Raw genomic sequence first — 20,991 nt, 5'->3', positions numbered from 1 at the left:
CCGGGTGCGGCTGCGGCGTCGGCGGCGGCCTGCGCGGCGTCTGCGGCTTCCGCTTCGGCTTCGGCGTCGGCTACGGCTTCGGCTTCAGAAGAAGCATCCTCTACAGCGTCTGTGCTGTCATCCTCTTTGTTGGCAACATCTGCGGTGTCATCCGCAGCCGTTTCAGGGGCCACAGTTTCGGACTCTTCGGACTTTACCTCAGCACCGGTTTCCTGAATTTCGGACGACGCGTCTTGCGTCTCTTCCGGCTTGGCTGGTTTTTGGTCCATGGTCGTCTCAACCCCCCTAAAATCAAATAGCCTTGCGAATATCTTCGCCGCAACTTAGCCCCTTATTTAGGGGCTCACAATAAATCCGTCCTCGTCAAATAGACCAGCAATGCCCTTTGCCATAGCAGGACTATCCGCCCTTGACGCAATAATAATGGTTTTTGCCCATCCTTGCGGCAATTCTGACGCAACCGCCCAACTCATCGCGACAACATAACGCGGGGCAATCCCGGTCACTTGTTGCGCTAACAGCTTGGCACTCCGCGGAGAAAACAACGGCAAGACCACCGGAGAAGTTCCATTAAGCAGAATTTTCGCATCTTCGGTCAGGGAAACGGGCGTCTGAGCATAGACCACTTTTTCGCGCGTTAGGATGCCGTGAGTCGACAATCGCTGCGCAACATCGCCCCGCGAAACCTCGCCGCGCAAGTGCAGAAGCGGTGCTTTGGGCCCCAGACGGAGCAACCCCTCAACCAGCTCATCCGCATCATCGCCCATTTGGCGTGCGGCAAACCCCGCAGCAGCGGCAGCGGCTGTTGTGCGCTGTCCGACCGCATAGACCGGCAGATCGCGGCGATCTGTCTTGGCGATCAACGCATCGACACCATTTTTCGATGTGACAATCAAACCTTTGACGTGCTCTAGTGGCAGCAGATCGGGCAGGGTGGCGATGTCCAAAACCGGTGAGATTACAATCGGCATCGCGCATGGCATCACTTGAGCCAGTTCCATCGCAAACCGCTCGGCCCCTTCGCGCGGGCGCGTGATCAGGATCTTGGCAGCGGGACGGTCCATCAGGTCTCGGCATTGTAAGGTCTTTGTCCCAGTGCTACCTCGGGACAAACCGCCCTGCAATGAAAGAGACAGATGTCCGACCTGACGATCCTTGGTATCGAGAGCAGCTGTGACGACACCGGCGCCGCCGTTGTGCGCGGGACTGCGGGCAACGCCCGTGTGATGTCGAACATCGTGATGGGGCAGGCCGAATTGCACGCAGCCTTCGGCGGAGTTGTCCCCGAGATTGCCGCCCGCGCCCATGCCGAAAAGGTCGATCTGGCGGTCAAACAGGCCCTGTCCGAAGCCATGGTGTCCTTGTCCGAGGTTGATGCGATCGCCGTCACTGCGGGCCCGGGCCTGATCGGCGGCGTCCTGTCCGGTGTCATGTGCGCCAAGGGGATCGCAGCCGCTTTGGGCAAGCCCTTGGTCGGGGTGAACCATCTGGCGGGCCACGCGCTGACCCCGCGCCTGACCGACGGATTGACCTATCCCTATCTGATGTTGCTGGTCTCGGGCGGGCACTGCCAGTTCCTGATCGTGCGCGGACCAGACGAATTCACACGCGTCGGGGGCACCATCGACGACGCCCCGGGCGAGGCGTTTGACAAAGTCGCGCGACTGCTCGCGCTCCCCCAACCCGGTGGCCCCTCGGTCGAGGCACGAGCGCGCGAAGGCAATCCAAAGCGCTTCCGCTTTCCGCGCCCTCTGTTGGATCGCGAGGGCTGCGACATGTCCTATTCCGGTCTGAAAACCGCCGTCCTGCGCGCGCGGGACGAGATGATGACCGACAACACCCTGACCGCCCAAGACCAAGCCGACCTTTGCGCTGGCTTCCAAGAGGCTGTCACTGCCGTTCTGGCCGAGAAAACCCGCCGCGCCCTGCGGGTCTACATGGAGCTGAACCCCAGCCAACCCATGATCGCCGTCGCAGGCGGGGTCGCTGCCAACCAAGCCATCCGCGCGGCGTTGACCACGGTCGCCGAAGAGGCAGGCGCAGGCTTCACCGCACCGCCCCTGAAACTGTGCACCGACAACGGCGCGATGATCGCCTATGCGGGGCTGGAGCGGTTCGCTTTAGGCGAGACCGACGACATGGCCCTGCAAGCCCGCCCGCGCTGGCCTTTGGACAAGAAATCCGCACCCATGATCGGCAGCGGCAAAAAGGGAGCCAAAGCATGAGCGTTTCGGTTCTGGGGGCAGGGGCGTTCGGCACCGCCTTGGCCATCACCTTGGCCGAGCGTGGCGTGACCCTGTGGGCCCGTGATCCGGATGCCGCCACTGCCATGCAAAAGACCCGTGAAAACGCCACACGACTCAAGGGCATCCAACTGCCCGACGGTCTGACTGTGACCAGCGATCTGGCCGCCGCCTGCGCCGCCGATACGATCCTGATGGCCGTGCCGATGCAATCCACCGCCGCCTTTGTCTCTCAGAATGCGGACCTGCTGCGGGGCAAGACGCTTGTCGCTTGTTCCAAGGGCGTCGATCTGACCAGCCTGCGCGGCCCGACCGCTATTCTGGCCGAAGTCACGCGCGCCCCTGCGATCATCACAGGTCCCAGCTTTGCTATCGATATCGCCCGAGGACTACCGACCGCGCTGACGCTTGCCTGTAAAAACCCGATCCTTGGCGAAGAGCTGCAAGAAACCCTTAGCTCCGCGACCATCCGCTTGTACCGCAGTATGGACCCTGTGGGCGCGGAACTTGGCGGCGCGCTGAAAAACGTTATCGCCATTGCAGCGGGGGCTGTAATGGGTGCAGGCCTTGGAGAGTCTGCCCGAGCAGCTTTGATCACCCGCGGATTTGCCGAGATGATGCGGATCGCAGGACCCCTTGGCGCGATCCCCGAGACGCTGATGGGTTTGTCCGGGTTTGGCGATCTGACGCTGACCTGCACGTCGCCGACCAGTCGCAACTATGCGTACGGCTTCGCGTTAGGGCAGGGTGCGGACTATGACCCTACCATCACAGTCGAAGGTGCCGCGACCGCCCGCGCCGTCGCCCGTCTGGCCCATGACAAAGGCATCGACATGCCAATCACCTCGGTGGTTGCCGCGCTGGTCGAAGGCCGTCTAGATGTATCGCAGGGCATGCAAACATTGCTGTCCCGCCCATTGAAAGAGGAAATCTGATGCTGTTTGCCCTGACCGCCCGTGACAAAGCTGGCGCCCTCGAGGTTCGCAAAGCCAACCGCGATGCGCACCTTGCCTACATCAAAGACACCGGCGTCGTCGCCCAAGCCGGCCCTCTGCTGGATGCGGCAGGCGAGATGTGCGGTTCGCTGGTCATTCTGGATGTCGAGGACATGGACGCAGCGCAAGCTTGGGCTGCAGGCGACCCCTACAAAGCGGCCGATTTGTTCGAGTCCGTCGAAATCATCGCGTGGAAAAAGGTCATCGGCTGATGCGCTACTGGCTGTTCAAATCCGAGCCTGACGCCTGGTCCTGGGACAACCAAGTCGCCAAAGGGGACGAGGGCGAGGAATGGAACGGCGTGCGCAACTACCAAGCGCGGAACTTCATGCGCGAGATGAAGGTGGGGGATCTCGGGTTTTTCTACCACTCGCAAAAGGACAAAGCGATTGTCGGGGTGGTCGAGGTGATCGCCGAGAGCCATCCCGACAGCACCACCGATGATCCGCGCTGGGACTGCGTGGACATCAAGGCTGTTGGCCCGTTCGCCACGCCAGTCACTTTGGATCAGGTCAAAGCGGACGAGCGTCTGGCGCAAATGGCGCTGGTCAAACAGTCCCGCCTGTCGGTGCAGCCAGTGACCGAAGCAGAGTGGAAACTTCTCTGCGATTTGGGCGGCTATACTAGATAAAGACGATGCCTTTGACGCGGCGGGAGTAAGTAAGAGGTCTGACGCTAAGAAGGATATTTAAATGCAAAGGGGTACTATTTTAGTGCCCCTGTTTATTCGTATTCGGATGGAATTAGCTCCATATTTTGCATTCTCGTATCGATCCAACGACGGTGTGCATGACTTGTTTGACAAAATTAAATCTTTCATTTTTGGCAGACTCTTCTAGTTCGTTTTTCAGGAGGTTCAGGAAAAGCTTATCTATGATTTGCATCTGCTCTCCTTTTCGAGGGCCTTCAGGTATCACCTCTCCCTCTAAGTCAATCCGAAAAGGATTTTGATCTTGCCCCATAGCCTCATCAATTTTTACCATCAGAACATTTATCACTTTCTGATAGGCTATGCCTTGCGCTTGGGAGGATACAACTCTATCGGCCAAGTATTTCATATATTCGTTTGCGTCATCCAGTTCGCCGTTGAGGCGTGCGCATTCATCCAAGGCCTCCATAGCGTTGCGATGGCTGCGACGCGCACTACGCATTTCAATAGCAAGACGAGACATATTTAGACTTCTTTGTTTAATGTAGCGGGGTCCGGCCAAGCCAATGGCCGAACCCCTTTCCCCACATGCTCCCACACACGCGATGGATTGGTTCGGCCATTCTGGCCTGTTGATTTATGAATAGACCGTGCGGTGCCCTGATCGCAAACAAATAGAACAGGGCATTTTAGTCGATTGCGCGGTCAATTGGCTTTGAGGCGCCAACTCACAAAAGGCTTTAGCCGTACACGGACTCTTTGCCGAAGTGCTTGACCAGCAGATAGTAGATGACAGCGCGGTACTTGTTGCGCTCAGAACGGCCGTAGGTCTCGATCACAGAATGGATCGCCTCCATCAGTTCTGGACCATCAGTCATCCCAAGTTTCTTGATTAAGAAACTCTTGCGCACAGTCTCCAGTTCACTCGGCTGGCTTCCTGCAACGGTCGCAGCATCGGCATTGTAGATCGACGGGCCGCACCCGATCGTCACTTTTGTCAGCAAATCCATATCGGGGTCCATGCCGCATTTATCGCGCAGATCCTCGGCATACTTGGCAATCAGATCGTCTCGTTTTCCCATAGTCACTCTCCCTCTTCGGGCTGCTGCCCTTACTCGCTAAAATTGTGAAAAGCGTAAGAGCGGGATTGCCTCGCAGACAAGGGAATTTTGCATCCGCCGCGTTTTCGGCAAAGAAAAGGGCGCGCCGCACTGGCGCGCCCCATTCAAACCTATACGCTCGGAATTACGAGTTGTCGGGCATATCCGGCATGGTCTCGGCGGTCATGGCATCCGCGATCACCATATCGTCGGGCAGGCTCTCGATCGCACTCTCGTCAATCTGCGGCATCTGCTTCAGGGCCTCAGCATCTTGCGACAGGATCAGAGTCTCGTCTTCGGCAACGGTGAAATCATTCAGCGGCAGGGCAACAGTGTATTCGCCTAGGCCAAGGAAACCGCCCACGCCAACAACGACTTCTACACCGGTTTCGCTTGCGATCACGTAGTCAATCTCGCCCACATCATCGCCGTTAATGGCCTCTACCTCCATCCCGATGACCTCGCCTACAGTTTTCTGAGCCAGTGCCATTTCGGTGTCGGCTGGTTCGGTCGACATCATCGGATCGGCGCTCATGTCAGCTTGGGTGCCCATATCAGTCGTGGTTCCGATCTCGGTGTCGCCATCCATCGGTTGTTCCATCATGATCTGGCCGTCGACCTCGCTCTGCGCATTCATGTCGATGTCGTTCATTTCGGCATACGCCGTACCAGTCATTAGGGCGGTGGTGGCAGCGGCGGTCATCAGTTTGGTCATAAAGGTCATCGTGTTTCTCCTTCTCCAGTTGCGGTGTGATGGGGAAACAGAAAAGCCCCGGCGAATGTTTCTGCCGGAGCTTGGAACTGCCAAATTTGGCGGTAAGTTGCTGTGACTGCGGGGAAGCTCTGTGCAGGTTCCCGCCGACAGCCTGTTAGTAACGGTAATGTTCCGGCTTAAAGGGACCTTCGGGGGTCACGCCGATGTAATCCGCTTGTTCTTTGTCCAAAGTGGTCAGCTTCACACCAATCTGGTCGAGGTGCAGGCGCGCCACCTTTTCATCCAGATGCTTTGGCAGGATGTAGACCTTGTTGTCGTACTCGTCGCCTTTGGTCCATAGCTCGATCTGGGCCAGAACCTGGTTGGTGAATGAGGCAGACATCACGAACGATGGGTGACCAGTTGCGTTACCGAGGTTCAGCAGGCGGCCTTCAGAGAGCAGGATGATCTTGGCGCCGCTCGGCATCTCGATCATGTCCACTTGGTCTTTGATGTTGGTCCACTTGTGGTTCTTCAGGTTGGCGACCTGAATTTCGTTATCGAAGTGACCGATGTTGCCGACGATCGCCATATTCTTCATCTCGCGCATGTGCTCGATGCGGATGACGTCTTTGTTGCCGGTGGTTGTGATGAAGATGTCAGCGGAGTCCACGACGTCTTCCAGCAGGACAACTTCGAAGCCGTCCATGGCCGCCTGCAGTGCACAGATCGGGTCAACTTCGGTGACTTTCACACGTGCGCCTGCCCCGCGCAGCGATGCGGCCGAGCCTTTGCCCACGTCGCCGTAACCACAAACCACAGCCACTTTGCCGGCCATCATCACGTCGGTCGCACGACGGATGCCGTCAACCAGCGACTCTTTACATCCGTACTTGTTGTCGAACTTCGACTTGGTGACCGAGTCGTTCACGTTGATCGCGGGGAAGGGCAGCTGTCCATCGCGCACCAGTTGGTACAAACGGTTCACGCCAGTGGTGGTTTCCTCGGACACGCCTTTGATCTGGTCGCGCACTTTGGTGAACCAGCCGGGGCTCTGTTCCATGCGCTTCTTGATCTGCGCTTTGATGACTTCCTCTTCCTCGGACGAGGGGACAGGAATGATGTCTTCGCCAGCTTCGGCACGTGCACCGAGCAGAACGTAGAGGGTCGCGTCACCGCCATCATCAAGGATCATGTTAGGGCCGTCTGCGAACATGAACGACTTGTCGAGGTAGTCCCAGTGCTCCTCAAGGCTCTGACCTTTGATCGCGAAGACGGGGATGCCCGCTTCGGCAATCGCCGCAGCCGCGTGGTCTTGGGTCGAGAAGATATTGCACGATGCCCAACGCACGTCCGCACCCAGCGCCGCCAGCGTTTCGATCAGAACCGCTGTCTGGATGGTCATGTGCAGCGAACCGACGATGCGCGCGCCTTTCAACGGCTGGCTTTCACCGTATTCCTCGCGCAAAGCCATCAGGCCCGGCATTTCGGTTTCGGCGATGTCCAGTTCCTTGCGACCAAAGGCGGCCAGCGAAATATCCTTGACGATGTAGTCGTTAGCCATGGGCGGCTCTCCTTCGATCTAGCGTCTTTTGCCGGTCGAAATAGCACTCGGCCGCCATATCGACAATGCGTATGAAAAAATGCATTTTTACTGTTTCCACAATGGAAACATTATCCTAAAGTGTAGGGGCGAAGCGGTTCTGCAAGGTCCGCGTCGTGTTTTACCAAAGTACAATTATTGAACACATTAACCCTCAGTGGGAGCAACATTTTCAAACGGAGCGCACCACAGTATAATATCGTTTTGCGAAACAATAGCACCCCCATGCACTGTTTATTCCTGCAACCTGTGCGGAATGGCTGATTGATCACGACAATCTGTCATTCTTGCTGACGGTCCCCAACATACCCCAGCACACAGCTTCGCTGGAATCGCAGGTGTCGGCCCATTCAGACCGGCATTGGCGGGCAAGGTGATACGAGGGGCCGGATTGGCCTTGGCCAATCCGGCACTGTAGTAACGAGTAACCTGGTACTGGATGGCGCGGAGGGCAGCACCGCGCCATTTTCTTTTGACTTCTGGCATTCTATTCATGGCACACCATCACAGGAGTGCCCCATGCCCCCACCTCCCAGAGCTTGGCAACGCATGCTATCCGGTCGTCGTCTGGACTTGCTGGACCCAACCCCCATGGATATCGAAGTCGAGGATATCGCTCACGGGCTGGCTTTCGTCGCGCGATGGAACGGGCAGACAGTCGGGGATTATGCCTACTCGGTCGCCGAACATTCCTTGCTGGTCGAAAAGATTTACGCCCTTCAAAATCCCAAAGCTCCGCCCAAATGGCGGCTGGCAGCGCTGCTGCACGATGCACCGGAATACGTGATCGGGGATATGATCTCGCCGGTCAAAGCGGCAGTTGGCCCGTCCTATTCAGAACTGGATGAAAAGTTGGCTGCAGCAATTCACATCCGGTTCGGCCTGCCAGCCGCGCTGCCAAAGACGGTCAAGGCCGCGATCAAGCGCGCCGACAAGGTCAGCGCATGGCTTGAGGCAGTGAAAATCGCTGGATTCGATGAGACAGAGGCCAACAAGTTCTTTGGCCGTCCATCAGAAGAAATCCTGAACAGTATCTCTATCGACTTACGTCCGCCGGTCAAAGTCCGCGAAGATTACACCAAGCGGCATGCTGAACTGCTCGCCCTTATTTAGGCGAGCGTTTGGCCAGAATGCGCTGAAGAGTCCGGCGATGCATATTCAAACGGCGTGCCGTCTCGGACACGTTCCGATCACACAGCTCATACACGCGCTGAATATGCTCCCAACGAACGCGGTCTGCGCTCATCGGGTTTTCCGGCGGCGGGGGCAGTTCGTCATCGGTGGCCAGTAAGGCGTTGGTAATGTCGGTCGCGTCTGCGGGCTTCGACAGATAATCCGTCGCGCCGATTTTCACGGCAGCCACCGCGGTTGCAATCGCGCCATAGCCGGTCAGCACAACGATCCGAGAGTCAGGTCGTTTTTCTCGCAGAGTTTCGACGATGTCCAAACCGTTCCCATCTTCGAGCCGCAGATCAACAACGGCAAAGGCCGGAGGCCGCGCCGTGGCGACAGCTTTGCCACCCGCAACCGAGTCCGCAGTCTCCACATCGAACCCACGTTTTTCCATAGCCTTGGCAAGGCGCCGCAGAAACGGTTCGTCGTCGTCGACCAGTAACAGTGTCTTGTCGACGCCGATATCAAGCTGTGCTTCTGCCATCGTAAAACCTCCCCACCGATCCGCCGGCCATCACCTATATCTATGTCCAAGGTGTGACTGCGTCAAACCTTCACATTCACGACTTAGCATCCAGAAAACATTGAATGCCGTCAGCCATCTGCTCTGGGCTCAGTTCGCGGCGGTAGAAATCGAGAAAGCCATCCTCGGGCGTGACGAGGTAACTAAATGTTGAGTGGTCGACCAAATACCATTCGGGATCGTCGGACTCATTCTTCTTGTAGTAAGTCCGGTAGGCTTGGCTTGCCGCTTTGACCTGCTCGGCGCTTCCGGTCAGCCCGATCATGTCAGGATGAATATTCTGTGCGAACTCTCCGACGACTTCGGGCGTGTCCCGCTCTGGATCAATCGAGATAAAGACGGGCTGAATATCGTAGCCTCGTTCAGTCAAGATATCCACGGCATCTGCATTGCGCACAGTGTCAAAGGGGCAAACATCGGGGCAGAAGGTATAGCCAAAGTACAGCAGCGACGGTTTGGTAATGACATCGGTGTCAGTTACGACCTCGGCGCGACTATTCAGCAACTCGAACGGACCACCGATCGCACCTGCACCGCCAGCCACTGCGCTGGTCCGGCATTCGGCAAACTGATCTTCGGGCCCTTGGGTCAGCACGAAAGCCGCCGTCCCGCCAACCACTGCCACGACCGCAGCGGTTGCTCCGATTGCTAGTGCTTTCCGCATCGCCTTCTCCTTTGTTTGTTCGGGCCGTTGATCCCAAAACCGGTGGCCCGTAACAATGGTTTACCTTGTCGCAACCCATGTAGGCATCGCTATGGCAGATACCAGCCTCTTTTCGACCGGTTTCGGCGGTCCAAACCACTTCGTGCGTCTTCGGACCATGATCCTGCTGCGTTGGCTGGCCATCGGGGGTCAGTTGATGGCGATTGTGGTGGGGCAGTGGCTCTATGGCCTGCAGCTGGAGATTGGCCTGTGTTTTATGGCCGTGGGCGTCTCTGTGATTGGCAATCTGATATCGCTGTTTGTCTTTCCCCAAAACAAGCGCCTATCAGAGACCGAAAACTTCCTCATGGTCCTGTTCGACATCCTGCAATTGGGTTTCCTGCTCTACCTGACGGGCGGTCTGCACAATCCCTTTGCCCTGCTGATCCTCGGACCCGTGACCGTGTCCTCCGCGGTAATGAGCCTGCGGTCCTACCTGATCCTTGGGATGACGGCAGTGGTGATCGTGTCCCTGCTCGCCAAATATCACCTCTTACTTACAACGCAGGCGGGCGAGGTGCTGCGGGTTCCGGATCTCTTTGTCTTTGGCACGTGGCTGGCGATTGTGATCGGGGTGATGTTTCTAGGCCTCTATGCGCGGCGTGTGACGTCCGAGATGCACACCATGTCGAACGCCCTACAGGCCACACAGATGGCCCTCGCCCGCGAGCAGAAGTTGACCGACCTTGGCGGCGTGGTGGCAGCGGCAGCCCACGAGTTGGGAACTCCACTGGCAACGATCAAGCTAACCAGCGCCGAACTGGCCGAGGAATTGGACGATCGCCCCGAACTCCAAGAAGACGCCCTGCTCATACGGCAGCAGGCGGATCGTTGCCGTGACATCCTGCGGACGATGGGTCGCGCTGGCAAAGATGACCTGCACATGCGTCACGCCCCATTAACGACAGTTCTGGAAGAGGCCGCAGACCCCCATCTCATGCGCGGTTCTCAGGTGATCTTCGACTGGCCAGAGGATTTAGATGCAGAAATCCCGACGATCCTACGTCGGCCAGAGCTGATCCATGGTGTTCGCAATTTGGTCCAGAATGCGGTCGATTTTTCCCGCAGCAAAGTCTGGATCGAAGCTCGGTGGACCGAAAATACGATCACAATCCGTATCATTGATGATGGCAAAGGCTACCCTGTCAGCATCATTGGCCGCATTGGCGATCCCTTTGTGCGCCGACGCCGCGCAGAACGCGACCTGCACCAAAGACCCGAATACGAGGGCATGGGTCTGGGGCTCTTCATAGCGAAAACGTTACTAGAACGTATAGGCGCCGAATTGACATTCGCAAACGGATCTAACCCATTGGACCCCGAATCACTGGGCACAGAACAGTGCGGTGCGATCGTCGAAGTGGTGATCCCGAGGGCAAAAGTAGAAGCCTCTAGTGACCAAATTGCACAAATTGGCGCTGAAAACCCGTATTTCGAATAATTTTCGCAACATGATAGTTGCGCTAATGCTTTATCTCTCTACCGTGAGCTTATCTCTTAGGGAGAGTTACATGCCACCGTTGCCACCGCATCTTGTACTAGTTCTTGTGGCCTCTTCGCTCCTGGCGGGCGCATTAGCCGCTTTGGCAATTTTGATTGCCACGCACAACAAAGAAATGCCGGAGAAGCCCGGTCAGAAAAGCGCGTCCGGTGATCATCCAACGGATGATTTGTCCGACACTGCGATTGCACAAAACCCCGAGGCTCTTGGGGGTGCCCTGCTACAAACATTGACCAAGACGATTGCCCATCTTTCAGTCGGGATCGCCATTTTCGACAAGGACGGTCGAATGGTGTTGTTCAACCCTGCCCTGATGGAACTGTCGAGCTTGCCGCTTGATCTGCTGACTAAGCGTCCACGCCTGTTTGACTTCTTTGACCAGCTGCGCACCCAAGGTATATTGCCGGAACCGAAGGACTACGCAAAGTGGCGCAATCAATACATGCAGCTTGGGAATAATGCTCCGGACCTGCTCGAAGAATTGTGGAGCCTGCCATCCGGCCTGACCTACCGCGTGACAGCGCAATCCCTGCGCAACGGGAACATGTCCCTTATGATCGAGGATATCTCGAACGAGTTGAGCGCAACGCGCGGCATCCGTGCCCGCGTCCGACAGAACGAATGCATCCTCAACAGCATCGACGAACCGCTATGCGTCTTTTCCGGCACCGGTCATCTGTCATTCTCTAACCGCGCATTCAAGGAACGTTGGGGCACCCCCGAGGCACGATCTGTCGGCAAGATGAACGACGCCATCAGCCGTTGGAAGGCACAAACCACTCTGAACGCGAACTGGGGCAAGCTCGCCGCGTTCTCTGAACAGCTGGATCACCGCAATGAATGGAGCTTTGATGCGGCCTTCCTTGACGGCGACAGCTACTCGGTGCGCGTGAACCCTGTGACTGGCGGCGGAACTATGCTGCGGTTCTTGCGACAGGACGCGATGGATTCTCTGTTCGAAACTGCGCAGAGCAGGTTGCAGGTGGACGGCGCTCGGTCCATCTTCGCAACCGATGGAAAAGCTATTTGAACTTCGCAGTCCCGAGGACACACAGGACCTGGCAGAGCGCTTTGCCCCGCAGCTGAGCGCGGGCGATATCATCCTGCTCGAAGGCCCGATTGGCGCAGGCAAAACACACTTCGCGCGGTCCCTGATTCAGGCCCTGCTGCCCGAGCCAGAAGATATCCCGTCACCGACCTTTACGATCGTGCAGGTCTATGATGGGCCGGATTGTGAAATTTGGCACAGCGACCTCTATCGCCTGAGCCATCCTGACGAAGCGATTGAACTCGGACTAGAAGAGGCGTTCGAGACCGCAATCTGCCTGATCGAATGGCCAGATCGGATGGGTGACGAAACTCCAGAGGCAGCCTTAAAAATCACGCTAGATGTCTCTGACGACCTACAAGCGCGCACTGCGGTGCTCAGCTGGACCGATCCGCGGTGGGGTCAGAAAATCGAGGCGGTGTCATGAGCGTCACCGAATTCCTCACCCTCGCAGGCTGGCAAAATGCGCAAATCAGTCCGATGACGGGCGATGCCTCTGCACGCCAGTACTCCCGCCTACAGCGCAAACAAGAGACTGCCATTCTGATGCAGGCCCCCCAAGACGGCAGCACGTCTGCCTTTGCGCGGGTAGCTCGTTATTTGCGCCAGAGCGGCTTGGCGGCCCCTCAGATTTTCGCCGCTCAGCCAGATCAGGGTCTGCTACTAACCGAAGACTTCGGTGCCTATCGGTTCGCTGACATCGCGGACCAAGCACCGGACCGAGCCACATCTCTGTATGCTTTGGCGACCGACGTCCTGATCCACCTGTCTCGGATCCCCGCGATGGATGGGTTGCAGCCCTATGACGGCAAGACGATGGCCGCGCAGGCAGAGCTGATTTTTGAGTGGGCACTCCCGGCCAAGCCTTTGCCCGACCTCAGATTGGCTAAGCCACTGAACAACGCACTGAGACAGGCGGCGCGCCCCTTTGACCGGATGCCCCGAGTGACGATGCTGCGCGATTACCACGCCGAAAACCTGATGCTGAGGGACGCTGCGGGCATCCAAGCCGCTGGCCTACTCGACTTCCAAGATGCAATGGCCGCGCATCCGGCCTATGATCTGGTCTCGCTCTTGCAGGATGCTCGGCGGGATGTTGATCCGGCGATAGAGCAAGAGATGACCTTCCGTTACATGGCCGAGACGGACTGCGACAGCACCGACTTTTACGCAGCATATGCGTTATACGGTACGAGCCGCGCACTGCGCATTCTGGGAATATTTGCGCGTTTGGCCGCCCGCGATGGCAAGACGCGCTACCTCGATTTCGTGCCGCGGGTGCGCGCGAACCTCGAACGGAACCTCTCTCATCCCCATCTGTCAGAGGTCGCCCGGTGCCTCACCCCTTGGCTGGAGGCCACAGCATGACCCTGCGCTTCCCAGTAATGCTCTTTGCCGCCGGGTTCGGCACGCGCATGGGCGCACTGACCCAGTCCCGCCCCAAGCCGCTGGTCGAGGTCGCGGGCAAAGCACTGCTCGATCATGCTCTTGCTCTGGTTTCTGAAGCAGGCGGTGGCCGAACCGTCGTGAACACCCATTACCTAGGCGGTCAAATTGCCGACCATCTGACGGGTCGCGACGTCGCAATCAGCCACGAGGCACCCGATATTCTGGATACGGGCGGAGGATTGCGAAACGCTCTGCCGCTTCTTGGCCAAGAGACCGTCATGACCCTGAACACCGATGCCGTGTGGGCGGGGCCGAACCCTCTGACACAACTTGATGCAGCTTGGGACCCTGATCGCATGGATGCGCTGCTGCTTTGCCTACCAAAGGAAAACGCTCTGGGGCACAAGGGCGACGGCGACTTCATTGCCACCGCAGATGGTCCCGCCCAGCGCGGCCCGGGACTGGTCTATAGCGGTGTGCAGATTATCAAAACCGGCGGCCTATGGGACATCGCCGAAGATGCCTTTTCGCTAAACGTGCTCTGGTCAGACATGATCGACCGCGAACGTTTATACATCCTGCCCTACGCTGGCCATTGGTGCGACGTGGGCCACCCTGCTGGTATCACCCTAGCCGAAGAAATGTTGGAGACTCATGGCTCTGTTTGACCCGACCGACGGCCCTCGTGTTTTCGGCCTGCCCATGGGGGCAGACTTCACGCGAGAATTCACACTTGGGCTGATGGATCGGCTGGATGGCCTACCACCCCATGAACAGGCCCGCGTCGAGGTGTACGTGAACACCGCGCGGATGAAGCGCAGGATGCAAGAGGTCTTCGACGAGCGTGGCGCTCGCCTGCTGCCGCGCATCCGCCTGATCGGCGAGCTTGCGGATTTGCCGGGCCCAGACCCGATGCCGCCTGCTGTGCCCGCTCTGCGCAAGCGGCTGGAACTGGTGACGCTGATCCGCCAACTCTTAATCAGCGCGCCGGAGATCGCCCCACAAACGGCACTCTTTTCCCTTGCGGACTCGCTCGCTGCACTCATGGATGAGATGCAGTCCGAAGGGGTCGATCCCCAGCGCCTACAGGAGCTAGATGTCTCGGACCAATCGGGACATTGGCAACGCGCACTAGCCTTTGTTCAGATCGTCGAACAATTCTTGGAAAACAGCGCAACACAGCCGGACAGGCTTGGCCGTCAGCGCATGATTGTCGAAGCGCTAGACACCTACTGGCAAGAGAACGTCCCCCAACACCCTGTCATCATCGCGGGCTCTACTGGCTCGCGGGGGGCGACGGCCGAGTTCATGAGGCTTGTAGCAGGTCTGCCCCAAGGCGCGATTGTCCTTCCCGGATTTGACTACGACCTGCCTACCAAGGTCTGGGCCGACATGAACGATGCCCTAACAGCCGAGGACCACCCGCAGTTCCGCTTCCGCAACCTGATGCGGATGCTGGGTTTTACACACTCAGATGTGCCAATCTGGACCCAGATTGCACGCCAAAATCAGACACGAAACAAGCTTGTGTCACTTGCTTTGCGGCCTGCACCCGTGACGGATGCGTGGCTCGAAGAAGGTCCACGCTTGCCAGACCTACACGCTGCCGCTGATGGTCTGACCCTGCTGGAGGCACCTGACCCTCGTACCGAAGCGAACGCGATCGCACTGGTCATGCGAGACGCTCTAGAGCATGGGCGCACTGCGGCTCTCATCAGCTCTGATCCAGTGCTCAACCGGATGGTCAAAGCGGCCCTCGACCGCTGGGAGTTGATCCCAGACGATTCCAAGGGCGATCTGGTACCGCTATCCCCACCGGGCCGGATTCTGCGCCAAGTGGCCGAACTGTATGGCACGCGGGTCAGTGCTGACGACCTGCTACGCATCTTGAAACATCCGCTGACCCACTCTGGTCACCTGCAAGAAGAAGATCCGCGCGGCAACCACCTACGCCGTACCCGTGACATGGAATTGGAAATCCGGCGCAAGGGCGTCGCCTATCCAGACCCTGCGTGGCTGCGCGACTGGACCGCCAAAAAGTACAAAGGCGAAGAGGGCACCGAGGTCTGGGCCGAATGGATCATAACCAACCTCCTGACCCTGCCCGATTTCGGCGAGGCTCCTCTGCAATCCTATGTCGAGGATCATATCGAGCGCACAATCCGCATCGTCGCAGGTCCCGAGGGCGAAAGCTCGACCCTCTGGCGAAATGCGGCAGGCCGCGTGACGAAACCCCTGATCGACGAATTCCGGCGCGAGGCGCATGTGGGCGGCAATATCACCGCCTTTGACTACTTCGGGCTGCTGTACGGAGTCCTGACCGGTGCCGAGATCCGCGACCGCGACACAGGCCACCCCATGCTCAGCATTTGGGGCACGCGCGATGTGCGGGTAGAGCGGGCCGACGTGATGATCCTTGCTGGTTTGAACGAAGGCTCGTGGCCCAGCGCACCGCGCCCAGATCCGTGGCTGAACCGCGCGATGCGCGCGCGTGTCGGGCTGAACCTTCCAGAGCGGGACATTGGCTTGGCCGCACATGACTTCCAACAGGCGATCACCGCGCCAGAGGTGGTGCTGACCCGCGCGGTTCGCTCGGACGATGCGCAAACCGTGCCGTCGCGCTGGCTGAACCGCCTTACGAACCTGATGTCAGGCCTGCCGATGATCAACGGGGCAGAAGCCTTGGGCGCTATGCGCAAGCGCGGGCGCCATTGGGTCGAGCTTGCCGAAGCTATGGAAATTCCGGGCGACCTCCCACGGGCACAACGTCCCAGCCCGTGCCCCCCGATCGAGGCGCGCCCACGACAGATGTCAGTGACGGAAATCCAGACCCTGATCCGAGATCCCTACGCCATCTACGCCAAGCATGTACTGCGCCTGCGCAAGCTGGACCCTTTGGGTCGTGACCCCGACGCCCGCTTGCGCGGGACTGTGTTGCACCGCGTGCTAGAGTTATTCACTAAAGCGGGGCCCGTTACAGGCACTGCCGAAGACCGCGAACGCCTGCTGAAGATTGCTGATGGTGTACTGCTGGAAGAGGTCCCGTGGACCGTCACCCGAACCTTCTACCGTGGCCGGATCGAGAAGTTCGCCGATTGGTTCATCAAGGCCGAATCCGAACGCCAGACACGGCTGCAAACACTGGGCCGAGAGGTTGCCGGCAAACTGTCGATCAACGTCGGGGACTTCACCCTGACGGCCAAGGCCGACCGCATTGATCAGGACGACAAAGGCCTCTTGCATCTGTTCGACTATAAAACCGGCGGCGCACCCAAGGACAAAGAGCAGACCTATTTCGACAAACAGCTGCTCTTGATGGCGATGATGGCGGAAGAGGGCGCGTTTCAGGATATCGATCCAGCAGACGTCGCCAGCGCCATCTATATCTCTCTCCGTGACATGGACGAAACCGCTGCCCCGCTGGACAAGGACCCGACAGACAAAGTGAAAGGTGAGTTCTTTAGCCTGCTGTCCTCCTATCGCGACCTGGACAAGGGTTATACCTCGCGCCGCGCTGTGAAGAACGAGAATTTCGAAGGCGATTTCGACCATCTGGCCCGCTACGGCGAATGGGAGCCGACGGACGATACCAATCCCGAGGTGCTGGAATGAACGTGATGAACGACGCAACCGCCCGTCAGGTGCAGGCAGCGAACCCGCACTATTCGACATGGCTGGCCGCAAATGCAGGGTCCGGCAAAACGCGTGTTCTAACTGACCGCGTGGCGCGACTGCTGCTAACAGGGGTCGAACCCCAGCACATCCTCTGCCTCACCTACACCAAGGCCGCCGCATCCGAGATGCAGAACCGTCTATTCAAGCGGCTCGGCGAGTGGGCAATGCTGGACGCTGCGTCCTTGCAGCAACAGCTCGAGGAATTGGGCGAAGCGGGCGAGATAAACGCCGAACGCTTGGCTCACGCCCGCACCCTGTTTGCCCGCGCGATCGAGACTCCGGGCGGCCTGAAAATCCAGACGATCCACTCGTTCTGCGGGGGGCTTTTGCGGCGTTTCCCCCTAGAGGCCGGCGTCAGCCCTGGCTTTTCCGAGATGGAAGAACGCGCCTCTGAGATTCTGCGCATCGACGTGTTGGAACAGATGTCTGAGCAAGTACCGGACCTCTTGGCCCGCGTGGCTGACCATCTGGACGAGAGCATGCTTGGGGGCTTTACCGCGAGCGTTGTCAGCCATCTGGACCGCCTGCGCGACCATCCAGGGCAGGACGCAATCTGGCAGACCTTTGATCTACCCTCGGGATATACCGAGTCTGATCTGCGCGCCCACGCCTTCATCGGCGGCGAGACAGAATTGATCGGAGAATTAGTCCCGTTACTGCTGGGATCGGGGGCGAATGACAGCAAGGCAGGCGCCAAGCTGCAAGGGTTCCACGTGGACAACGCCGATGCCTTTGACGTTCTGGAAAATATGCTGCTGACGGGTGCCGGGGCCAAAGAGCCCTTTACAGCCAAGATTGACGCCTTTCCCACCAAAGCCCTGCGCAGTAACGGGGCCGCGCACCTCATGGATCGCCTGAACGCACTGATGCTGCGGATTGAGGATACCCGCGCTCGCCGCCTGTCCCTGTTGGCCGCCCGCAAGAGCCTGATCCTACACGACTTCGCCGCCGACTTCCTGCGCCGCTACGAAAGCGCCAAGCAACTGCGCGGCGCGCTTGATTTCGACGATCTGATCCGCAAGGCGCGCATGCTCCTGACCGATCCAGCGGTGGCGCAATGGGTCCTGTACCGTCTGGACGGCGGGATCGACCACATTCTGGTGGACGAAGCACAGGACACCAGCCCGCAGCAATGGGCGGTGATCGAAGCCCTCGCACAAGAGTTCACCAGCGGCGAAGGCGCGCGGTCCGACGTGGAGCGCACCATTTTCGTTGTGGGCGACAAGAAGCAGTCGATCTACAGCTTCCAAGGCGCGGACCCCGAAGCCTTTGACCGGATGCAGGATGAATTCAGGGGTAAACTAGAGACTGTCGGCGCGCTGTTTCAGTCACTAGAGCTTGAATACAGCTTCCGGTCCTCGGTCGCGGTTCTGGGATCAGTGGACAAAGTTTTTAAAGGCCCATTGTCCAAGCAGGTCGGGCAGGATGCCACCCACCGTGCGTTCAAATCGGCGCTCCCTGGGAGGGTCGATCTGTGGCCGTTCTACGAGGCGGACAAGGACAAAGAGGACGACACGCCTTGGTACGATCCGGTGGACCGGACCAGCGCATCGTCGCCCGAAATCCTGCTGGCCCGCGACGTGGCCCGCGAAATCCGCCGCATGGTGGATGACAAGGTGCTGCTGCCTGATGAGGCCAAGGGCACCACTGGCCTACGCCCCGTGCGGCCCGGTGATTTCCTGATCCTTGTACAGAAGCGGGCAGGGGCACTGTTTTCTGAACTCATCCGCGCGTGCAAAGCCGAGGGGCTGCCCATCGCAGGGGCAGACCGACTGAAGGTCGGCGCGGAACTGGCGGTGCGTGATCTGGGGGCCTTGCTGGCGTTTCTGGCGCTGCCAGAGGATGATCTAGCGCTGGCGACGGCTCTGCGCTCGCCGCTGTTCGGGTGGACGGAACAGGAACTCTATACGCTGGCGCATCACCGTGAACCGGGGCGGTTCCTGTACCAAGATCTGCGCGGGCGATCCTTGGACGATCCGACCGCCGCAGTCCTGAAGGACTTGCGAGACAAATCGGACTTCTTGCGTCCGTTCGACCTGATCGAACGCATCCTGACCTACCACAACGGCCGCCATAACCTGCTGTCCCGCCTTGGGGCGGAGGCCGAGGATGGGATCAACGCGCTGCTGTCTCAAGCCTTGAAGTACGAGGAGCAGAACGTCCCCGACCTGACCGGTTTCCTGACGTGGATGCAGACCGAAGACTTGGTGATCAAGCGTCAGATCGACGACGCAAACGACGAAATCCGTGTAATGACGGTGCATGGGTCCAAGGGCCTAGAGGCGCCCATCGTGATCCTGCCCGACACAGGCAAGCGCAAGGCCCCCGACGCGCCAAAGCTGCTCGATATGGGCACAGCCTATGCATGGGGCGGCAACGCGCAGACCCGCACCCAAGAGATGGCAGAGCGTAGCAAAGCCTCGGTCGAGCGGACTTCGGACGAAAATTTCCGTTTGCTCTATGTGGCGATGACGCGGGCCGAAAAGTGGCTCATCGTTGCGGGTGCCAAGGACAAGGGTAAATGGCCCGACAGCTGGTACAGCATTGTCGAACACGCGATGCAGGACATGGAGGCCAAGACCCACAGCTTCGATCTGGGGCCGGGTCCCGGCCTGCGGCTGGAGCATGGGGATTGGACGAACTTGCCGCAGATCGACGTGCCATTGCCCGAACAGGCGATCGTCGATGTGCCGCCCTATGCCCGCATGGTGCCTGATGCGCCCGTGATGCCACCACGCCCGTTGATCGGCTCTGATCTGGGTGGGGCCAAGGCCCTGCGCGGAGAGGGGCAGGACGAAGAAACCGCCAAAACATATGGCAGCATGGTACACCAGCTGCTGGAAGTGCTGCCTGACCATCCCCGCGACCGGTGGGAAGAGATCAGCGCGCGGCTGATGACCGGCAAGGACGGAGCGCTGGCTGCATTGGCCGAAGGAGAGGCCATTTCGGTGCTCGAGCACCCCGCATTGCAGTACGTCTTTGCACCGGACACCTTGGCAGAGGTTGCCTTGACTGCCCAAATCAATGGCCAAACCTTGCACGGGATCGTGGATCGCCTGATCGTGACGGATCATTTCATCGAGGTCATCGACTTCAAAACCCACCGCACCTTACCCCAGTCAGCAGACCAGACCCCCGAAGCGATTTTGCGCCAAATGGCCGCTTATTCCGAAGGGTTACGGCAGATTTATCCAGGCCGAGACATCCGTGTTTCGGTGCTATGGACGGCAAGTGCTGTGCTTATGACGATACCGGACACAACACTTCGTGAGGCGTTGAATCGGGTCGGGGTTGCTTGACGCCCCGAGCCCGCGCACTTACGTTCCGCTCAACCGCATTCCGTAGGAGTTACAGACATGGCCACCGTAGCCGTCACCGACGAAACCTTTGACACCGAAGTCAAGCAGTCCGACATCCCCGTGGTCGTGGATTTCTGGGCAGAATGGTGTGGCCCCTGCAAGATGATCGGCCCCGTTCTGGAAGAGTTGTCGACCGAGATGGAAGGCAAAATCAAAGTCGTCAAAGTCGACGTTGACTCGAACTCGGGCATGGCAGCCCAGCTGGGTGTTCGCGGCATCCCCGCGCTGTTCATCTTCAAAGACGGCGAAGTCGTTTCGAACCGCGCTGGCGCAGCCCCCAAGGCGGCTCTGCAAGCTTGGATCAACGAGTCGATCTGATCTAACGATCACTCGGAA

Annotated in this window: 21 protein-coding genes; 13 read left to right on the top strand and 8 right to left on the bottom strand. The window is 58.8% G+C overall.

Features of this window, described 5'->3' with window-relative positions:
* Both N4A58_RS05590 and N4A58_RS05585 read right to left on the bottom strand, forming a co-directional pair.
* Nucleotides 1–269 (bottom strand): hypothetical protein (locus tag N4A58_RS05590; protein WP_293708306.1); only part of this gene is annotated, 269 nt, incomplete at its 3' end.
* A 66-nt stretch (nt 270–335) separates the two neighbouring features.
* Entirely contained in the window at nt 336–1,064 is a 729-nt protein-coding gene (locus N4A58_RS05585) for a uroporphyrinogen-III synthase (protein WP_293708305.1), read from the bottom strand.
* A 72-nt stretch (nt 1,065–1,136) separates the two neighbouring features.
* Between N4A58_RS05585 and tsaD the strand changes: the two genes are divergently transcribed.
* From tsaD to N4A58_RS05565, 4 genes are read left to right on the top strand one after another with little or no spacing between them, the layout of a single operon-like run.
* Entirely contained in the window at nt 1,137–2,225 is a 1,089-nt protein-coding gene (gene tsaD, locus N4A58_RS05580; protein WP_293708304.1) for a tRNA (adenosine(37)-N6)-threonylcarbamoyltransferase complex transferase subunit TsaD, read from the top strand.
* Nucleotides 2,222–3,178 carry an NAD(P)H-dependent glycerol-3-phosphate dehydrogenase gene (locus tag N4A58_RS05575; protein ID WP_293708303.1) on the top strand — a complete coding sequence of 319 codons (957 nt, stop codon included), beginning with the start codon at nt 2,222–2,224 and terminating at the stop codon, nt 3,176–3,178. The genes tsaD and N4A58_RS05575 overlap by 4 nt, the downstream gene beginning before the upstream one ends.
* Complete coding sequence (locus N4A58_RS05570) at nt 3,178–3,450, top strand: YciI family protein (RefSeq protein ID WP_072708987.1); 273 nt, start codon at nt 3,178–3,180, stop codon at nt 3,448–3,450. Before N4A58_RS05575 ends, N4A58_RS05570 begins: the two co-directional genes overlap by 1 nt.
* Nucleotides 3,450–3,869, top strand: coding sequence for an EVE domain-containing protein (locus N4A58_RS05565; RefSeq protein WP_293708302.1), 420 nt, complete (start codon nt 3,450–3,452; stop codon nt 3,867–3,869). Before N4A58_RS05570 ends, N4A58_RS05565 begins: the two co-directional genes overlap by 1 nt.
* A gap of 112 nt (nt 3,870–3,981) precedes the next feature.
* On the opposite strand, the gene N4A58_RS05560 is transcribed toward N4A58_RS05565, so the two are convergent.
* The 4 genes from N4A58_RS05560 to ahcY all read right to left on the bottom strand — a co-directional run bounded on the left by N4A58_RS05560 (nt 3,982) and on the right by ahcY (nt 7,245).
* Entirely contained in the window at nt 3,982–4,410 is a 429-nt protein-coding gene (locus tag N4A58_RS05560) for a hypothetical protein (RefSeq protein WP_293708301.1), read from the bottom strand.
* A 217-nt stretch (nt 4,411–4,627) separates the two neighbouring features.
* Entirely contained in the window at nt 4,628–4,969 is a 342-nt protein-coding gene (locus N4A58_RS05555) for a DUF2853 family protein (protein WP_293708300.1), read from the bottom strand.
* Between the two features lie 163 nt (nt 4,970–5,132).
* Nucleotides 5,133–5,711, bottom strand: coding sequence for a PRC-barrel domain-containing protein (locus N4A58_RS05550; protein WP_293708299.1), 579 nt, complete (start codon nt 5,709–5,711; stop codon nt 5,133–5,135).
* A gap of 145 nt (nt 5,712–5,856) precedes the next feature.
* A complete protein-coding gene (ahcY, locus tag N4A58_RS05545; protein ID WP_293708298.1) occupies nt 5,857–7,245 on the bottom strand; it encodes an adenosylhomocysteinase in 1,389 nt (462 codons plus the stop codon).
* Nucleotides 7,246–7,803: 558 nt separating this feature from the next.
* Between ahcY and N4A58_RS05540 the strand changes: the two genes are divergently transcribed.
* Nucleotides 7,804–8,397, top strand: coding sequence for an HD family hydrolase (locus N4A58_RS05540; protein WP_293708297.1), 594 nt, complete (start codon nt 7,804–7,806; stop codon nt 8,395–8,397).
* On the opposite strand, the gene N4A58_RS05535 is transcribed toward N4A58_RS05540, so the two are convergent.
* Together N4A58_RS05535 and N4A58_RS05530 are read right to left on the bottom strand one after the other, a co-directional pair.
* A complete protein-coding gene (locus tag N4A58_RS05535) occupies nt 8,390–8,941 on the bottom strand; it encodes an ActR/PrrA/RegA family redox response regulator transcription factor (protein ID WP_072708975.1) in 552 nt (183 codons plus the stop codon). The genes N4A58_RS05540 and N4A58_RS05535 overlap by 8 nt on opposite strands.
* A 76-nt stretch (nt 8,942–9,017) precedes the next feature.
* Nucleotides 9,018–9,644: an SCO family protein gene (locus tag N4A58_RS05530; RefSeq protein WP_293708296.1), complete on the bottom strand. Its 627-nt coding sequence runs from the start codon at nt 9,642–9,644 to the stop codon at nt 9,018–9,020.
* 91 nt (nt 9,645–9,735) lie between these two features.
* Between N4A58_RS05530 and regB the strand changes: the two genes are divergently transcribed.
* The 8 genes from regB to trxA all read left to right on the top strand — a co-directional run bounded on the left by regB (nt 9,736) and on the right by trxA (nt 20,973).
* Nucleotides 9,736–11,124 (top strand): sensor histidine kinase RegB, encoded by a 1,389-nt coding sequence (regB, locus tag N4A58_RS05525; RefSeq protein ID WP_293708295.1) that lies wholly within the window; start codon nt 9,736–9,738, stop codon nt 11,122–11,124.
* Between the two features lie 70 nt (nt 11,125–11,194).
* Entirely contained in the window at nt 11,195–12,214 is a 1,020-nt protein-coding gene (locus N4A58_RS05520; protein WP_293708294.1) for a PAS-domain containing protein, read from the top strand.
* Nucleotides 12,198–12,659: a tRNA (adenosine(37)-N6)-threonylcarbamoyltransferase complex ATPase subunit type 1 TsaE gene (gene tsaE / locus N4A58_RS05515; RefSeq protein ID WP_293708293.1), complete on the top strand. Its 462-nt coding sequence runs from the start codon at nt 12,198–12,200 to the stop codon at nt 12,657–12,659. Before N4A58_RS05520 ends, tsaE begins: the two co-directional genes overlap by 17 nt.
* Nucleotides 12,656–13,600 (top strand): phosphotransferase, encoded by a 945-nt coding sequence (locus tag N4A58_RS05510; protein ID WP_293708292.1) that lies wholly within the window; start codon nt 12,656–12,658, stop codon nt 13,598–13,600. Before tsaE ends, N4A58_RS05510 begins: the two co-directional genes overlap by 4 nt.
* Nucleotides 13,597–14,289 carry a nucleotidyltransferase family protein gene (locus N4A58_RS05505; RefSeq protein ID WP_293708291.1) on the top strand — a complete coding sequence of 231 codons (693 nt, stop codon included), beginning with the start codon at nt 13,597–13,599 and terminating at the stop codon, nt 14,287–14,289. The genes N4A58_RS05510 and N4A58_RS05505 overlap by 4 nt, the downstream gene beginning before the upstream one ends.
* Nucleotides 14,276–17,233, top strand: coding sequence for a double-strand break repair protein AddB (addB, locus tag N4A58_RS05500; RefSeq protein WP_293708290.1), 2,958 nt, complete (start codon nt 14,276–14,278; stop codon nt 17,231–17,233). Before N4A58_RS05505 ends, addB begins: the two co-directional genes overlap by 14 nt.
* A 5-nt stretch (nt 17,234–17,238) precedes the next feature.
* Nucleotides 17,239–20,595: a double-strand break repair helicase AddA gene (gene addA / locus N4A58_RS05495; protein ID WP_367176719.1), complete on the top strand. Its 3,357-nt coding sequence runs from the start codon at nt 17,239–17,241 to the stop codon at nt 20,593–20,595.
* Between the two features lie 57 nt (nt 20,596–20,652).
* Nucleotides 20,653–20,973: a thioredoxin gene (trxA, locus tag N4A58_RS05490; protein WP_072708953.1), complete on the top strand. Its 321-nt coding sequence runs from the start codon at nt 20,653–20,655 to the stop codon at nt 20,971–20,973.
* Nucleotides 20,974–20,991: the final 18 nt, after the last annotated feature.

This window comes from Donghicola sp. (genome assembly GCF_025210255.1).
Lineage (GTDB): Bacteria > Pseudomonadota > Alphaproteobacteria > Rhodobacterales > Rhodobacteraceae > Donghicola > Donghicola eburneus.
The sequence above is the reverse complement of the archived record's forward strand: the minus strand, read 5'-3'. Positions and strand labels throughout refer to the sequence as shown.